This window comes from Mycobacterium sp. DL99, from assembly GCF_004762045.1.
In the GTDB taxonomy this organism is placed as follows: domain Bacteria; phylum Actinomycetota; class Actinomycetes; order Mycobacteriales; family Mycobacteriaceae; genus Mycobacterium.
This window is the reverse complement of sequence record NZ_SJOM01000007.1, coordinates 4,360,398-4,376,602: the sequence shown is the minus strand read 5'-3', so window position 1 is coordinate 4,376,602 and position 16,205 is coordinate 4,360,398. Positions and strand designations below refer to the sequence as shown.

The window sequence follows — 16,205 nt, the reverse complement described above, 5'->3', positions numbered from 1 at the left end:
GATCAGTAGGCGTTCGGATCGTTCTGCACCGCAAGGGGTACGGGATGCTGGTAGAGCTGAGATGCGTTCTCCCAGGTGATCTTCCGGATCACCTCGGCGGGCAGGCCCTGGATCTGTTCGTGAATGGTGCGCTGGGTGTGCGGCCAGGTCGAGTCACAGTGGGGGTAGTCGGCTTCGAGCAGGATGTTGCCGGTGCCGATCCGTTCGTGCTGCACGAACGAGGACTGGTCCTCGACCGCGCAGAACCAGAAGTTCCGGGTGAACACCTCGGCGGGGGAGAGGGTCTCGCCGAGGGCTTTCCAGGTGCCGTACATCTGGTGGTAGCTGAGCATGTGGTCGAGCCGATCGAGTAGGCCTGCCACCCAGCCGATTCCGCCTTCGGACAGACAGATCTTGAGGTCCGGGTACCGGCTGGGCAGACCGGAGTACAGCCAGTCGACCGCCGCGGTGATGGCGTAGGCGAAGAACAGCACACCCTGAACGTCCGGCGGGGCGTCGTCGGTGGTGGACGGCGCCGAGCCCGAGGATCCGATGTGCAGGTTGACCACGGTGCCCGTCTCGGCACACGCCGCCATCATCGGCTCCCAGTAACCGGAGTGGATGGTCGGCAGCCCGAGCATGGCGGGGTTCTCGCTGAATGTCACGGCGTGGAAACCGCGTTCGGCGTTCTCGTAGATCATCTGGGCGCCGACCTCGGGGTCCAGCAGCCACGGCAGCTGGCACGGGATGATCCGGCCGGGGTAGGCGCCGGCCCACGCTTCGAGGTGCCAGTCGTTCCAGGCCCGCACTGAGGCCATCGCGAGCTCCCGATCTCTGGTCACCTGTTGGAGCCGCTGGCCGGCGAACCCGGGGAGGAACGACGGGAAGTTGAGCGACGCGTACACACCGTTGAGATCCATGTCCTTGACGCGTTCGTGAATGTCCCAGGCGCCGCGGCGCATTTCGTCGAATCGCGCCGGCTCGAAACCGTATTCGGAGACCGGGCGGCCGACCACGGCGTTGAAGCCGACGTTGGGCAGCGATTGCCCGTCGTACATCCAGGTCTGCCCGCCGTTCTCGGTGTCGACGACCTTCGGGGCACGGTCAGCGAACTTGCGAGGCACCCGGCCGGTGAACGTGTCCGGTGGCTCGACGATGTGATCGTCGACCGAGATCACGGTGTAGAGACGTTCGGCCCGCTGCGGTTCGGGCAGAAACGTGACCGTGCGTTCGGCGCCCTTGTGCGCGGTGGTGAAGTCGAGATTGCCGGCGAGTTCGTCGATGGACTTCATGGGCCAGTCTCCTTCTAGGTCAGGACGTCGGGGTCGGCCTTGATGGTCATACGGGCGGCCCCAGCCCAGTACACGTCGGCGGCCCGCTCGATGAGCGAGGCCTTCATGCCGTACATGTCGGAGCGGTTCATCGCGGTCGGCTCCCGGCCGGTGAGCATCACCTGGTAGGCCAGTTTGCACACCCGGTCGATCGACGCGGCCCGGTACACGGCCTCGGCCACGGTGCCTCCGGTGGTGATGACGCCGTGGTTGGCCAGGATGGTGAGATTGGCCGTGCCGATCCGTTCGGCGAGCTCGCGGGCGCGTGGCGCCGAATCGACCTCGCCGTCATAGGTTTCGACGAAGCACATGTCGTCGAGGAACAGCGATCCGGTCTGATGCACCAGATCCGGCAACTTTCCCAACGCCGCGATCAGGCTCACGTAATAGGGATGGTTGTGGATGACGACGCGGGCGTCGTCGCGCACGCGGTGCAGTTCGGTGTGGATGTGGATGGCCGGGGTGACATCCCAGCGGCCGCGTACCACCGTGGCGTTCTCGTCGACCACACAGATGTCGGATGCGGTGAGTTCCTGCCACCACAGGCCCCACGGATTGACCAGCATCTCGGTGCGGCCTTCCGGCTGCCAGGTGATGTGGCCGGCCATGTTCTCGGCGAATCCGATGGCCGCCAGGTGCCGGAACGCCACGGCCAGCGACTGTTCCTCGGACAGATCGACACCGATCGGCGGGGTGACCGACGGTGACCACACCTTCAGCCCGCCCTGACGCATCTCACCGACGTTCATAGCCGTCTCCCAACCGCGTCCGGATATCTTCGCGGAGTTGCCCTTTCGCGATCTTCCCGCCCGAAGACCGGGGCAGCTCATCGAGGACGATGAGCCGCTCGGGAAGAAGTTCCTTCGACATGCCCTGGGCGAGCAAGTGCTCGACGAGCCCGGGCAGATTGATCGTTTGGCTGTTGGCGTGGGCCACCGGTTCTACGTAGATGCAGACCTTCTCGCCGAAGACCGGGTCGGGCATCGCCACCGCGGCCGCGACGGCCACCCCGGGATGTGTCGTCACCGCATCCTCGACCTCTCCGGCACTGATGTTCTTGCCCCCGCGCACGATGAAGTCCGAGGTGCGGCCGGTGACGGACAGGTAGCCGTCGGCGTCGACCTCGCACACGTCGCCCATCCGCATCCAGCCGTCAGGTGTGTAGAGCTTGTCGTGGTCTACACCGCCGAGGTAGCCCAGGCTGGTGGCCGGTCCGCGGCAGGCCGGTTGCCCACGGCCCGTTGAGGTCACGTCGTCATCGCCGTCGAACAGGCGCACCGCCATCTCCGGCACCAGCCTTCCGGCGGTGCGCAGCCTGCGTTCCCTGGAATCCTGCAGCGTCGTTCCGCTCAGCAAGCCGGTTTCGTTGGAGCCGTAGAACTGCAGGATGGTGGCGCCGGTGAGCTCTTCGAAGTCGGCGGCCCGCTGATACGGCAACGCCTCGCCGCCGGTGAAGACCACGCGCAGCGAGCTCAGGTCGTTCTCGCGCGATGCCCGGTCGGCCATGATCATCATCAATTGGGTACTGACACAGCACAACACGCTGACCCGGTGGCGGGCGATCGCCTCGCACGCGGCTGCCGCGTCGAACCGCTCGAGCAGGATCGTGGTGACACCGAGGTGGATCGGGGTGGTATGGGCGGTCCAGATGCCGAATCCGAACGGGGCCGGGATGACGGGCAGGAAGACGTCGTCGGAACTCAGTGCCCCGTTGGCGACTGCCTGCTGATGAAAGTAATGCCAACGGTTCTGCGTATGCACAACACATTTGGGTAGGCCCGTGGTTCCCGAGGTCGAGTTGATCAGGAACACGTCGTCGGCTCCGACACCCGCGGCCGGTGGCCGCGATGGGGCGTCAGTGTCGAGGGACAAACCGTCCAACACCAGCGCGCTGATCTCGGGCGTGAGTCCCGTAACTGTGGTTTGTGCCGACGCGTGCCGCGCGGCGTCGCTGATCAGCAGGCGCGGATCGGTGGTCCGCAGGATCTGAGTGGCCTCGCGCGTTCCGGCGCGGGCACCGATCCCCACCACCACGGCGCCGCAGCGCTCGATGGCCACGAACAGCACATGGATGGCCGCGGTGTCGCCGTGCCACACCGCGACGCGATCGCCTGGTCGGACACCCAGCCCCGCCAACTGGGCGGCGAGTAGCGATGCGGCGCAGTCGAATTCGTTCCAGGTGAACGTGGTGCCGGGGTGGTCGATATAGGCTGGCTTGTCGGGATGGGTGAGGGCGTGTTCCCGCACGGTCTGCGAGATCGTGCGGTCCGACCACCATCCGGCCGACCGGTAGTGGGCCGCTTCTGCAGCGTCAACTGCGGCGTCGCCGACCTTCATCACCAAATCATATGAAAATAAGAACCTGTGTCAACGGTCACACTGTTGTCGCTCGTGGATCACGGTCGTCGGGGACCGGACTGCGCCCACGCACGCACCATCGTCGGGTCGACGACCCCGTCGACGCCGGGGTACTGCTGGGCGTTGACCAGATGGGCCGCGGCCAGATCGCGGGCTCGCTGTGCATCACCCATGTCGATCGCGTCGATCACCTGGCGGTGGTCTTCCAGAACGGCCCGGCGCTCCTCGACGGGCACGGTCGAGTGATCAGTCACCTGAGCCGACCAGTTTTGCTCGTGGGCTGACCACAGCGCCTCCAGCGCGCCCGCCAGGATGATCATCGTCTCGTTGCCGCAGTGGCGCACCAGCGCCTCGTGATACCGGCGACTCGCCGAGGTGGCCTGCAGCAGATCGGAAACCGATCTGACCGATTCTTCGTGCAATTCACGGAGAATGGGTACAACAGTGCGCTTCCGGTCCGGCCGCTGGGCGCAGAGCGCGGCACACGCCGGCTCGACCTGCAGGAGTGCGGTGCCCACGTCGGCGAGTCCGACCTGCCCGGCGCCCAGTACCAGCCCCATGGTGTAGGCAAGGTTTGCTGCATCGGGTCGGTGGACCACTGCGCCGCCGAGCTTGCCGCGCCGTACCGTCAACAGCCCCTCGGCCTCGAGGATGCGCATCGCCTCGCGCAGGGACGGTTTGCTGATCGGGTATTCGACGAGAAGTTCGTCTTCCTTGGGCAGGATCGTGCCGTCGGGCAGTTCGCCGGTCAGGATCCGGCGCCGCAACTGGTCGGCGACCTGTTCGGCAAGTCGCTGGAACCGGACGTTTGGCTGCGCCACGCATCGAGTGTGCCAGATGGTCCGCCATTGAGGGGGCCGTGCCGAGCCTTGTATCCAAATGATTTGTCTCATACGGTGAGCCATGCAGAAGTGGACGATCGGCGCGTTGACGATTCACTCCGTCCTCGAGACTGTCGTGCCGACCCGGCCTGACCGGCTGTTTCGCGGGCTTCCGCCCGAGCTCCCGAGGTGGCTTCAGCCGCACTACGTCGATGACGCGGGCAATCTGCTGGTGGCCATCCAGTCGTTCCTCATCGAATCCGGTGATGAGCTCGTGGTCGTGGACTGCTGCTTCGGGGAAGGTCACGACCTGCCGTATCAGATCCCGATGGACCCCGACCAGTACCGACAGTCGTTGGCCGCGGCCGGATTCGCGCCCGACGACGTGACCACAGTGGTCTGCACCCACCTTCACCTCGACCATGCCGGGCGAAACACCTCCCAGCGCGACGGTGCCTGGGTCCCCACCTACCCCAACGCGACGTACCTGCTCACCGCCGATGAGTACACGTCATGGCGGCAGTCCTCGGCGCCGAACCGCGCCGCTCCCGAGACCGTCGAACCTCTTGTCGCACACGATGTTCTGCGGCTGATCGAGATGGACCACGCGATCACCGACGAGATTCGGCTCATGGCCACGCCCGGTCACACGTCGGGACATACCGCGATCCGAATAGAGTCCGACGGGGAAGTGGCGATCATCAGCGGGGACGTGATCCACCATCCGATCCAGATCACCCACCCCGAGGTCCAGGCCCTACCCGATGACGATCCGGCGGCGGCCGCGGTGACCCGCACCCGGCTGCTGCAGGGCATCGTCGACGAGCAGGCACTGTTGTTCGGAACGCATTTCGCGGCCCCGGCCGCCGGCACGGTCGTCTCCGACGACGGCAGGCTGATCTGGGTGTCGGTCTAGACCGCGAGCGTCTCAGTCCGCGGTGTGGACGATGAGGATGTCGATCTTGACGCGGCGGGCGATGGTGGCAGGCACCGAACCCAGCAGGCGGCCGGCGACGGAGTCCAGCCCGATGTCGCCGACGACGATCAGATCCGCATCGACCTCTTTGGCGAGTTTCACCAGGGCGTCGACCGGAGCGCCTTCGACCGCCCGCTCGACGACATCCGAGGCGCCGGCGGCCTTGGCCCGGTCGCGCGCCACCTGGAGGATCTCGTAGACCGGGGCGGCGCCGTGCATCCTGTAGCCCTCGCTCTTGAGGCTGTCCTCCGCACGGGTATCGACCACATGATCGGGCGACGGCGGTCGCGACCAGCCGCCCTTTTCGGCCACGGGTGGATGAGCACTCGCGACGATCAGCTTCGCGTTCTCCTGCGCGGCGACCAAGGCGGCGCGGTCGACCGCACGTAACGACGAGTCGGACCCGTCGGTCCCGACAACAATCGTCCGATACGTGCTCATGTCAGCTCCGAACTGTCGGCTTACCAGGACAAACAGGACATTAACGCACGTCAATCTTCTGCCGATGGAGATTCGGCTTCGTGCCGTGCCGAGGATCAACCGAGGCAATGCAAACAAGGAGCGCCCCCGGCAGGGATCGAACCTGCGACCAGCCGCTTAGAAGGCGGCTGCTCTATCCACTGAGCTACGGAGGCCAACGCCCGCAGAGTCTATCGCGACTGTGCCCAACACCACGCAAACCGTGTCACCGGCAAAGCCGACCCGCGGGGCCGGTCGCGGACTAGCGTGGACGCTGCACTTGGTGGCCAGGGGAGGGGAGAGGGACCACGCTATGAGCGACGTGCCGGAGTTGGATGCGGCCGGACTGCCCGAAGAACTGAGCGCAGTCGATCAGCTGTTGCATCGGGGAGAGGCAAACCCGCGCACCCGGTCCGGGATCCTGGGCGTCGAGATCCTCGACACCACACCGGATTGGGAACGATTCCGGGCCCGCCTGGACCACGCGTCGCGCAAGGTTCTGCGGCTGCGCCAGAAGGTTGTCATGCCCACCCTGCCCACGGCCGCTCCGCGCTGGGTCGTCGACCCTGACTTCAACCTCGACTATCACGTGCGGCGGGTGCGGGTTCCGGCGCCGGGCACGTTGCGCGACGTGTTCGATCTAGCCGAGGTCGCCCTGCAGTCCCCGATGGACATCACCCGTCCGCTATGGAACGCCACCCTGGTCGAAGGGCTGGCCGACGGGCGCGCGGCAACCATCCTGCACCTGAGCCACGCGGTGTCCGACGGCGTCGGCATGGTCGAGATGTTCGCCAACATCTACGACCTCGAACGCGATCCCGAACCGACCGCTGAGGCGCCGCTGCCCATCCCGCAGGACCTCTCGCCCAACGACCTGATGCGTGAGGGCATCAATCGACTCCCCGGATCGATCGCGGGCGGTGTGCTCGGTGTGCTCGGGCAGGCGGCCCGCACGGTGACCAAGGTGGTGCGCGACCCGGTCTCTGCGGTCAGCGGCGCGGTCGACTACGCGATGTCCGGTGCCCGGGTGATGGGGCCGGCCGCGCACCACTCGCCGCTGCTGCGTCGCCGGAGCCTGTCGTCGCGCTCGGAAGCGATCGACATTCCGTTTTCCGACCTGCACCGGGCGGCCAAGGCCGCCGGCGGTTCGATCAACGACGCCTACCTGGCCGGGCTGTGCGGCGCACTGCGCCTCTACCACGACGCCAAGGGCATCTCGATCGAGACGTTGCCGATGGCGGTGCCGGTCAACCTGCGTTCCGAGGATGATCCGGCCGGCGGCAACCGCTTCGCCGGGGTCAACCTCGCCGCGCCCGTGGGAATCGTCGACCCGGAGACCCGGATCAAAGCTGTCCGCTCGCAGATGATGAGCAAGCGTGAGGAGCGTGCCATCGACGTGGTCGGCGCGATCGCGCCCGTGCTGAGCCTGTTGCCCGATGCCGTGCTGGAGACGGTGGCCGGGTCGGTGGTGAACTCCGACGTGCAAGCCAGCAACGTCCCCGTCTATCCGGGGGACACCTTCATCGCCGGGGCAAAGATCCTGCGGCACTATGGAATAGGCCCTCTGCCCGGGGTGGCGATGATGGTGGTGTTGATCTCGAGATCGGGACACATCACCGTCACCGCACGCTACGACCGGGCCGCCATCACCGACGAGAAGCTGTTCGCCCAGTGCCTGCTGGCCGGCTTCGACGAGGTGCTGGCGCTAGGCGGCGACGGCCGAGCGGAGCCGGCCTCCTTCAGCAGCGACACGTCGGCGACGAACGGGAGTGCTGCACAGTGAATTCGAAAGATCCGGGCGCACGCGGAACCAGGCAGATGCGGCTGCCCGGCACCCTGGCGGAGATCGAGGGGAGCCCGGAGGGCCCGGAGATCGGCGCGTTCTTCGACCTGGACGGAACACTCGTGGCCGGGTTCACCGGGGTGATCATGACCCGGGACCGGTTGCGCCGCGGCCAGATGGGCGTCGGCGAGTTCATCGGGATGGTGCAGGCCGGGCTCAACCACCAGCTGGGGCGCTCCGAGTTCGAGGACCTGATCGGCAAGGGCGCCCGGATGCTGCGCGGCAACTCGCTCAGCGATCTCGACGAGCTGGGCGAGCGGCTGTTCGTCCAGCACGTGAAGGGCCGCATGTACCCGGAGATGCGCGCGATGGTGCGCGCCCACATGGCCCGTGGCCACACCGTGGTGCTGAGCTCCTCGGCGCTGACGGTTCAGGTGGAGCCGGTGGCGCGTTTTCTCGGCATCGACAATGTGCTGTGCAACAAGTTCGAGACCGACGAGGACGGCCTGATCACCGGGGAAGTGATGAGACCGGTCATCTGGGGGCCCGGCAAAGCCCGTGCGGTGCAGAACTTCTCGGCGGCCAACGGGGTGGACCTGACCAAGAGTTACTTCTACGCCGACGGTGACGAGGACGTCGCCCTGATGTACCTGGTGGGCAATCCGCGGCCGACGAATCCGGCCGGCAAGCTGGCCGCTATCGCCGCCAAACGCGGCTGGCCCGTCCTGAAGTTCAGCAGCCGCAGTGGCAGCAGCCCGGTCGCGCAACTGCGCACGCTCGCCAGCCTGGCCACCATTCCGACCGTCGCCGCCGGCGCGATCGGGCTCGGACTGCTCACGCGCAACAAGCGCGCCGGGGTCAATTTCTTCACCTCGAACTGGAGCAAGCTGCTGATGCTCACCACAGGCATCGAGCTCAACGTCCTCGGCGAGGAGAACCTGACCGCGCAGCGCCCCGCGGTGTTCATCTTCAATCACCGCAATCAGGCCGACCCGATGATCGCGGGCCGGCTCGTCGGGGTGGACTTCACCGGCGTCGGGAAAAAGGAGCTCGAGAAGAACCCGTTGATGGGTCCACTGGGCAAGGTCATGGACGCGGCGTTCATCGACCGTGACGATCCGGAGAAGGCCGTCGAAAGCCTGCACAGGGTGGAAGAGCTTGCCCGCAAAGGTTTGTCGATCCTGATCGCGCCCGAGGGTACCCGCCTGGACACCACCGAGGTCGGCGAGTTCAAGAAGGGCCCGTTCCGCATCGCCATGGCCGCGGGCGTTCCGATCGTGCCGATCGTGATCCGAAACGCCGAGGTGATCGCGGCCCGCGATTCCAGCACGTTCAACCCCGGCAAGGTGGACGTCGCGGTGTACCCGCCGATATCGGTAGAGGACTGGACGGTCGACAACCTGGCCGACCGTATCGCCGAGGTCCGGCAGATCTACCTCGACACGCTCGAATCCTGGCCGGAGGACGAATTGCCGGTGTTCGACATCTACGCCCGCGCCACGCCGGCCAAGAAAGCCGCACCGCGCCGGGCCACCAAGAAAGCACCGGCGAAGAAGGCGCCGGCGAAAAAGTCTGGGCCCAAACCGGATAACGCGTCATCGCCGTCGACCCCCAAGGGCCGGCCGTGACTGCGGGGCTCGACGAGTTCCCCAGCTTCAGCCCCACCGGCGATGCGCTCGTGCTCGCGTCGGTGTCGTCACCGGCCGAACTCGAGCTGCTCAACGAGTGGCTCAAAACGCAGCGACGCGAACACCCCGATTCCACGGTCGAGGTACTGCAGTTGCCCGTCACCGACGAACCCACGCCCGGGGCCGTGGCCCGGTTGGTCGAGGAGTTGGAATCGGACGAGGACCGGCTGGTGGTTCCGGTCCGGGTGTTCTGGGTGCCCGCCGGCTTACCCACCCGGTTGAAAGTGGTCGGGTTGATCTCGGGCCGCGACACCTACCGACCGCCGGACATCCTGCAGCGGCGCATCCTGCGTAAGAACCCGACGCGCGCACGGGTCGTCGCCGGTGAACCGGCCAAGGTGTCGGAGCTGCGCAAGCAGTGGAGTGAGACCACGGTCGCGGAAAACCCCAGGGAGTTCGCACGATTCGTCCTTCGTCGGGCGGCGCTGGCAATCGAGCGGGTGGAGCTTCGTCTACTGGGCCCCGAGTACAAGTCGCCGCGGCTGGTCAAGCCGGAGATGCTCGACTCGGCACGCTTCCGTCAAGGCCTGGAGCAGATTCCCGGGGCGACGGTGGAGAAGGCCGGTGAGATGCTCGACGAGCTCTCCACCGGATGGAGCCGGTTCTCGGTGGACCTGATCCCGACTTTGGGCCGGGCCATCTTCAGCCGTGGATTCGATCCGCGGATCGACTATGACCGCTCCGAGATCGAGTCGATGCGCCATGCCCTGGAACAACATCCGGCGGTGCTGCTGTTCTCCCACCGTTCGTATCTCGACGGGGTCATCGTCCCGGTAGCCATGCAGGAGAACCGGCTTCCGCCGGTCTACACGTTCGCCGGGATCAACCTGTCGTTCGGCCTGATGGGTCCACTGTTCCGGCATTCCGGCGTCATCTTCCTGCGCCGCAAGCTCGATGACCCGCTGTACAAGTACGTGCTGCGGCAGTACGTCGGCTACATCGTGGAGAAGCGGTTCAACCTGAACTGGTCCATCGAAGGCACCCGGTCGCGGACCGGAAAGATGTTGCCGCCCAAGCTCGGACTGCTCGCCTATGTCGCCAATGCATACCTCGACGGCCGCAGTGACGACATCCTGCTGCAGCCGGTGTCGATCAGTTTCGACCAGCTGCACGAGACGGCCGAGTACGCCGCGTACGCGCGCGGTGGGGAGAAGACGCCCGAGGGCCTGAGCTGGCTGTACAACTTCATCAAGGCGCAGGGCGAACGCAACTACGGCAAGATCTATGTCCGCTTCCCCGAGGCGGTTTCGATGCGTGAGCATCTCGGTGAGCCGGGCGGCGACATGGCCCACGATGAGGCGGCCAAACGCCTGGCGATGCAGAAGATGGCCTTCGAGGTGGCCTGGCGGATTCTGCGGGTCACCCCGGTCAGCGCGACCAACCTGGTCTCGGCGCTGCTGCTGGGCGCCCGGGGGATCGCGCTGACCCTCGATCAGTTGCACCACACGCTGCAGGACTCACTGGATTACCTGGAACGCAAGAACACTCCGGTGACCAACAGCGCACTGCGGCTGCGTACCGCTGAGGGGGTGCGCTCGGCCGTCGACGCCCTCTCCGGCGGTCACCCCGTGACGATGGTGGACAGCGGCCGCGAACCGGTGTGGCGGATCGCACCCGAGGATGAACTGGAGGCGGCGTTCTACCGCAACTCGCTGATCCACGCGTTCCAGGAGACGTCGATCGTCGAGTTGGCCCTGGCCCATGCCGCTCATGCAGGCGACCCGCTGCAGGCGTTCTGGGACCAGGTGATGCGGCTGCGCGATCTGCTCAAGTTCGATTTCTATTTCGCCGATTCGGCGGCCTTCCGCGACAACGTCGCCGAAGAGATGTCGTGGTACGAGAACTGGGAAGCGAAGGTCGCGGCCGGGGGCGACGAGATCTATCAGATGTTGCGCGGCAAGCGACCGCTGTTGGTGGGCGCCATGCTGCGCCCGTTCTTCGAGGCCTACGCGATCGTCGCCGATGTGCTGCGCGATGCACCGGCGGAGATCGGGGAGCGGGACCTGACCAGGCGGGCGCTGGGTGTGGGGCGCCAGTATGTCGCTCAGGGCCGGGTAGGCAGCAACGAGTCGGTTTCGGCGTTGCTGTTCGCCACCGCGCGTCAGGTGGCGGCCGATCAGAACCTGCTGGTCGACGGCTCCGATCTGCAGGCGCGCCGCAACGCCTTCCGCGACGAACTACGCGGGATCGTCGCCGATATGGACAAGGTCGACGAGATCGCGCGTGAGCAGTTCTACGTCCGGGAGCAGCAGCGTCGCGCCCAGCGATTCCTACAGGGCTAGGGGACGGCCGGGCTGCCGACACGGATTTGTCCGGCGCCCGGGAGTGTGGTGGAGCCCACGCCATACCCTTGCACCATGACTTCTGCCGGCCAGGTGGCCGCGTCCAGCGTGCGCAACAGCGTGGTGTGGCCTGTGCTGGTCGGCGCGGGGCTGCTGGCCGGGGCAGTGGCCGCGGGCATCGGCGCGCTGTCGCTGGCCGACGCGCTGACCGCCACGGGTCTGCCCGATCCCGGCCCGGTCACCACGTATGGACTGCCGTTCGTGCGGGCCGCCGGCGAGATCGCCGCGGTCGTCGCGGTGGGGTCGTTCCTGTTCGCGGCGTTCCTGGCGGCACCCCAGACCAACGGCGTGCTCGACGTCGCCGGTTACCGCGCCCTGCGGCTCGGCTCGGCCGCCTCGGGCGTGTGGACCGTATGTGCGGCGCTGCTGGTTCCGTTGACGATTTCCGATGTGTCCGGACAGCCCGTGCTCGATCATCTCGGTCCGTCGGACGTGTGGTCGGTGGCCGGCCTGGTCGATATCGCGGCGGCGTGGCGGTGGACGGCGATCCTGGCCGCCGCCGTCACCATCGCCAGCCTGCCGGTGCTGCGGTGGGGGTGGACGCCGGTGCTGCTGGCCGGGTCACTGCTCACGTTGATGCCCCTGGTTCTGACCGGACACTCCTCGGCCGGCGGCGCCCACGATCTGGCCACCAACAGCCTGTTCATCCACCTGGTGGCTGCCGCGCTGTGGGCCGGCGGGTTGCTCGCCTTGTTGGCGCACGCGATCCGGGCCGGTACCGGGGCCGGGGCTGACGGCCCGAACACCACCCTCGCGGCACGGCGCTTCTCGGCGCTGGCGCTGTGGTGCTTCATCGCCATGGCCATCAGCGGTGTGCTCAATGCGCTGGTGCGGATCCAACTGCCCGATCTGGTGCGCACCAGCTACGGCTGGTTGCTGGTGGCCAAGCTCGTCGCACTCAGCCTGCTCGGCGTGCTGGGCTGGCGGCAGCGCCGGGTCAGCCTGACCGCCCTGGCCGCCGACCCCGGTGCGCGCAGACCGCTGATCCGGCTGGCGCTGACGGAGGCGGCGCTGTTCGGCGTGACGTTCGGTATAGCCGTCGGGCTGGGACGCACCCCTCCGCCGCCCGAGCCGAGGATCCCCAGCGCCACCGAGGTCGCGATCGGATACGACTTCGCCGGGCCTCCGACGGTCGCTCGGGTGTTGTTCGACTGGCGTTTCGATCTGCTGTTCGGGACCGCGGCGATCGTCGGTGCGGCGATGTACCTGGCCGCCGTGTACCGGCTGCGCCGCCGCGGCGATGCCTGGCCGGTCGGCCGCACATTCGCCTGGCTGCTGGGTTGCGCGGTCCTGCTGTTCACGACCTCGTCGGGGATGGGTCGCTACATGCCGGCGATGTTCAGCATGCACATGATCGCTCACATGCTGCTGTCCATGCTGGTTCCGGTGCTCTTGGTGCTGGGTGCCCCGGTGACCCTGGCCCTGCGGGCGCTGCCCACCGCGGGACGCGGTGCGCCACCGGGCCCCAGGGAATGGCTGCTGGCGGCATTGCATTCGAAGGTGTCGCAGTTCCTGACCCATCCGATCGTCGCGACCGTCATGTTCGTCGCCGGCTTCTACGGCCTGTACTTCGGCGGCATCTTCGACGTCGCGGTGAGCAACCACGCCGCACACATCCTGATGAACGTCCACTTCCTGCTCTCGGGCTACCTGTTCTACTGGGTGGTCATCGGGGTGGACCCGACCCCGAGACCCGTCCCGCATCTGGTCAAGATCGGGATGGTGTTCTCCTCGCTGCCACTGCACGCGTTCTTCGGTGTGGTGATGATGGGCATGCAGACCGTGCTCGGCGCGAGCTTCTACCGGTCATTGCAATTGCCGTGGCACACCGACCTGCTCGGCGACCAGCACCTCGGCGGCGCCATCGCCTGGGCGGCCGGAGAAGTCCCGCTGGTCATCGTGATGCTGGCACTGCTCATCCAGTGGCGGCGCAGCGATCAGCGCACCGCCAAGCGGCTGGACCGGGCTGCCGACCGCGATGACGGCGCCGATCTGGCGGCCTACAACGCCATGCTCGCCGAGATGGCCCGGCGCGACCATCCTTCCGGCTGATACCGGAGTTATCCCCAGCCTGCGTTTCATCCCCAGCCGACGGGTGCATCGGGTCCGCCGCGGGTTCCGGCGTCGGACCGCCGACGGTCAATGGCTGCGTAAGGCGGTCGACGCTTCCGCACCGGCCGCCGGAGCCAGAGTGAAGCGAAAGGAACCAGAAAAATGTTCGAGACCCCGTTCAATATCGTCGGCAACATCGTCACCAACCCGGTCCGGCTGCGGTTCGGTGATCAGGAGTTGTACAAGTTCCGGGTGGCCAGCAACTCGCGACGGCGCACCCCCGAGGGCAGGTGGGAGCACGGCAACTCGTTGTATGTGACCGTCAACTGCTGGGGAAATCTGGCCACGGGCGTGAGTGCCTCGCTGGGGCGCGGCGATGCCGTCGTGGTGGTCGGGCACCTCTACACCAGCGAATACGACGACAAGGAGGGCGTGCGCCGGTCGTCGGTGGAGGTGCGGGCCACCGCCGTCGGTCCGGATCTGTCGCGTTGCACGGCCAAGGTGGCACCCTTACCGAAGCCGTCAGCCGGCCCGGAACCCGAGCCCGGCGGCGTGACCGACGAGGCGGCGGACGTCACCGCCGAAACCGAGCCCGACGAGGATGACCTGCCACTGTCGGCCTAGCCGGTTTCGGTCACGCCTAGGATGGGCGCGAGTGAGTTGGGCTTGACGCGACCCTCCGCGCAAGCGCCCATCCGACGTTCCCGAGAAGCTTCAGAAAGGCACATCACGGCATGGCCGAATTCATCTACACGATGCGCAAGGTTCGCAAGGCGCACGGCGACAAGGTCATCCTTGACGACGTCAGCCTGAACTTCCTGCCCGGCGCGAAGATCGGCGTCGTCGGTCCCAACGGGGCTGGTAAGTCGAGTGTCCTGAAGATCATGGCCGGCATCGACCATGCCAACAACGGCGACGCGCTGCTCGCACCCGGCGCCAGCGTCGGCATCCTGATGCAGGAACCGCAGCTCGACGAAACCAAGACGGTCCGCGAGAACGTCGAGGCCGGCGTGGCCATCAAGGCCAAGCTCAACCGGTACAACGAGGTCGCCGAGCTGATGGCCACCGACTACACCGATGAGCTCATGGAAGAGATGGGCCATCTGCAGGAGGAACTGGACGCGGCCGACGCCTGGGACATCGACTCCCAGCTCGAGCAGGCCATGGACGCGCTGCGCTGCCCGCCGCCGGACGAGCCGGTCACCCACCTCTCCGGTGGTGAGCGCCGCCGTGTCGCACTGTGCAAGCTGCTGCTGAGCAAGCCGGACCTGCTGCTGCTCGACGAGCCGACCAACCACCTCGACGCCGAGAGCGTGCTGTGGCTCGAGCAGCACCTGGCCAGCTACAAGGGCGCCATCCTGGCGGTCACCCACGACCGGTACTTCCTCGACAACGTCGCCGAGTGGATCCTCGAACTCGACCGCGGCCGGGCCTACCCGTACGAGGGCAACTACTCGACGTACCTGGAGAAGAAGGCCGAGCGCCTCGAGGTCCAGGGCAAGAAGGACCAGAAGCTGCAGAAGCGGCTCAAGGACGAGCTGGCCTGGGTCCGCTCGGGCGCCAAGGCCCGTCAGGCCAAGAACAAGGCCCGCCTCGGCCGGTACGAGGAGATGGTCGCCGAAGCCGAGAAGACGAGGAAGCTCGACTTCGAAGAGATCCAGATTCCGACCCCGCCGCGACTGGGCAGTGTCGTGGTCGAGGTCGAGCACCTGGACAAGGGCTTCGAGGGCCGCACTCTGATCAAGGACCTGTCCTTCACGCTGCCGCGCAACGGCATCGTCGGCGTCATCGGTCCCAACGGTGTCGGCAAGACCACGCTGTTCAAGACCATCGTCGGGCTCGAGCAGCCCGACAGTGGTGAGGTCAAGGTCGGCGAGACGGTCAAGCTGAGCTATGTCGACCAGAGCCGCGCCGGCATCGACCCGAAGAAGAACGTCTGGCAGGTCGTCTCCGATGGACTGGACTACATCGAGGTCGGCCAGAACGAGATCCCGTCGCGCGCCTACGTGTCGGCGTTCGGTTTCAAGGGACCGGATCAGCAGAAGCCGGCGGGTGTGCTGTCCGGTGGTGAGCGCAACCGGCTGAACCTGGCACTGACCCTCAAAGAGGGCGGCAACCTGATCCTGCTCGACGAGCCGACCAACGACCTCGACGTCGAGACGCTGTCGTCGCTGGAGAACGCGCTCGAGCAGTTCCCCGGCTGCGCCGTGGTGATCAGCCACGACCGGTGGTTCCTGGACCGCACCTGCACGCACATCCTCGCGTGGGAGGGCGACGACGACAACGAGGCCAAGTGGTTCTGGTTCGAGGGCAACTTCGGTGCCTACGAGGAGAACAAGATCCAACGTCTCGGTGCCGAGGCGGCACGCCCGCACCGGGTGACCCACCGGAGACTGACCCGCGACTGAGCCGTGAC

The 16,205-nt window shown here is 66.8% G+C and carries 12 protein-coding genes and 1 tRNA gene; 7 read left to right on the top strand and 6 right to left on the bottom strand.

The window, feature by feature from the left end; genetic code table 11:
* Positions 1 to 2: 2 nt before the first annotated feature.
* From EYZ64_RS21375 to EYZ64_RS21360, 4 genes are read right to left on the bottom strand one after another with little or no spacing between them, the layout of a single operon-like run.
* Positions 3 to 1,271, bottom strand: coding sequence for an amidohydrolase family protein (locus tag EYZ64_RS21375; protein ID WP_135456483.1), 1,269 nt, complete (start codon positions 1,269 to 1,271; stop codon positions 3 to 5).
* Positions 1,272 to 1,285: 14 nt separating this feature from the next.
* Positions 1,286 to 2,059, bottom strand: a complete 774-nt coding sequence (locus tag EYZ64_RS21370) for a class II aldolase/adducin family protein (RefSeq protein WP_135456481.1) — start codon at positions 2,057 to 2,059, stop codon at positions 1,286 to 1,288.
* Positions 2,046 to 3,647 carry a class I adenylate-forming enzyme family protein gene (locus EYZ64_RS21365; protein WP_135456478.1) on the bottom strand — a complete coding sequence of 534 codons (1,602 nt, stop codon included), beginning with the start codon at positions 3,645 to 3,647 and terminating at the stop codon, positions 2,046 to 2,048. The genes EYZ64_RS21370 and EYZ64_RS21365 overlap by 14 nt, the downstream gene beginning before the upstream one ends.
* Before the next feature lie 59 nt (positions 3,648 to 3,706).
* Complete coding sequence (locus tag EYZ64_RS21360) at positions 3,707 to 4,489, bottom strand: FadR/GntR family transcriptional regulator (protein WP_135456476.1); 783 nt, start codon at positions 4,487 to 4,489, stop codon at positions 3,707 to 3,709.
* An 82-nt stretch (positions 4,490 to 4,571) separates the two neighbouring features.
* Between EYZ64_RS21360 and EYZ64_RS21355 the strand changes: the two genes are divergently transcribed.
* On the top strand, positions 4,572 to 5,405 hold the full coding sequence (locus EYZ64_RS21355; RefSeq protein WP_135456474.1) for an MBL fold metallo-hydrolase: 834 nt from the start codon (positions 4,572 to 4,574) through the stop codon (positions 5,403 to 5,405).
* A gap of 12 nt (positions 5,406 to 5,417) precedes the next feature.
* Here EYZ64_RS21355 and EYZ64_RS21350 read toward each other — a convergent pair whose 3' ends face one another.
* Together EYZ64_RS21350 and EYZ64_RS21345 are read right to left on the bottom strand one after the other, a co-directional pair.
* A complete protein-coding gene (locus EYZ64_RS21350) occupies positions 5,418 to 5,906 on the bottom strand; it encodes a universal stress protein (RefSeq protein ID WP_135456472.1) in 489 nt (162 codons plus the stop codon).
* Positions 5,907 to 6,027: 121 nt separating this feature from the next.
* A tRNA-Arg gene (locus EYZ64_RS21345) sits at positions 6,028 to 6,100 on the bottom strand.
* A gap of 137 nt (positions 6,101 to 6,237) precedes the next feature.
* On the opposite strand from EYZ64_RS21345, the gene EYZ64_RS21340 reads away from it, so the two are divergent.
* The 6 genes from EYZ64_RS21340 to ettA all read left to right on the top strand — a co-directional run bounded on the left by EYZ64_RS21340 (position 6,238) and on the right by ettA (position 16,197).
* Complete coding sequence (locus tag EYZ64_RS21340) at positions 6,238 to 7,707, top strand: wax ester/triacylglycerol synthase family O-acyltransferase (RefSeq protein WP_135456470.1); 1,470 nt, start codon at positions 6,238 to 6,240, stop codon at positions 7,705 to 7,707.
* A 35-nt stretch (positions 7,708 to 7,742) separates the two neighbouring features.
* Positions 7,743 to 9,335: an HAD-IB family hydrolase/lysophospholipid acyltransferase family protein gene (locus EYZ64_RS21335; protein ID WP_135460161.1), complete on the top strand. Its 1,593-nt coding sequence runs from the start codon at positions 7,743 to 7,745 to the stop codon at positions 9,333 to 9,335.
* Positions 9,332 to 11,677 carry a glycerol-3-phosphate 1-O-acyltransferase gene (locus tag EYZ64_RS21330; RefSeq protein WP_135456468.1) on the top strand — a complete coding sequence of 782 codons (2,346 nt, stop codon included), beginning with the start codon at positions 9,332 to 9,334 and terminating at the stop codon, positions 11,675 to 11,677. The genes EYZ64_RS21335 and EYZ64_RS21330 overlap by 4 nt, the downstream gene beginning before the upstream one ends.
* A 75-nt stretch (positions 11,678 to 11,752) precedes the next feature.
* Positions 11,753 to 13,789: a bifunctional copper resistance protein CopD/cytochrome c oxidase assembly protein gene (locus tag EYZ64_RS21325; RefSeq protein ID WP_135456466.1), complete on the top strand. Its 2,037-nt coding sequence runs from the start codon at positions 11,753 to 11,755 to the stop codon at positions 13,787 to 13,789.
* A gap of 162 nt (positions 13,790 to 13,951) precedes the next feature.
* A complete protein-coding gene (locus tag EYZ64_RS21320; RefSeq protein ID WP_135456464.1) occupies positions 13,952 to 14,413 on the top strand; it encodes a single-stranded DNA-binding protein in 462 nt (153 codons plus the stop codon).
* Between the two features lie 110 nt (positions 14,414 to 14,523).
* A complete protein-coding gene (gene ettA, locus EYZ64_RS21315; RefSeq protein WP_135456462.1) occupies positions 14,524 to 16,197 on the top strand; it encodes an energy-dependent translational throttle protein EttA in 1,674 nt (557 codons plus the stop codon).
* The last annotated feature ends 8 nt before the right edge of the window (positions 16,198 to 16,205 follow it).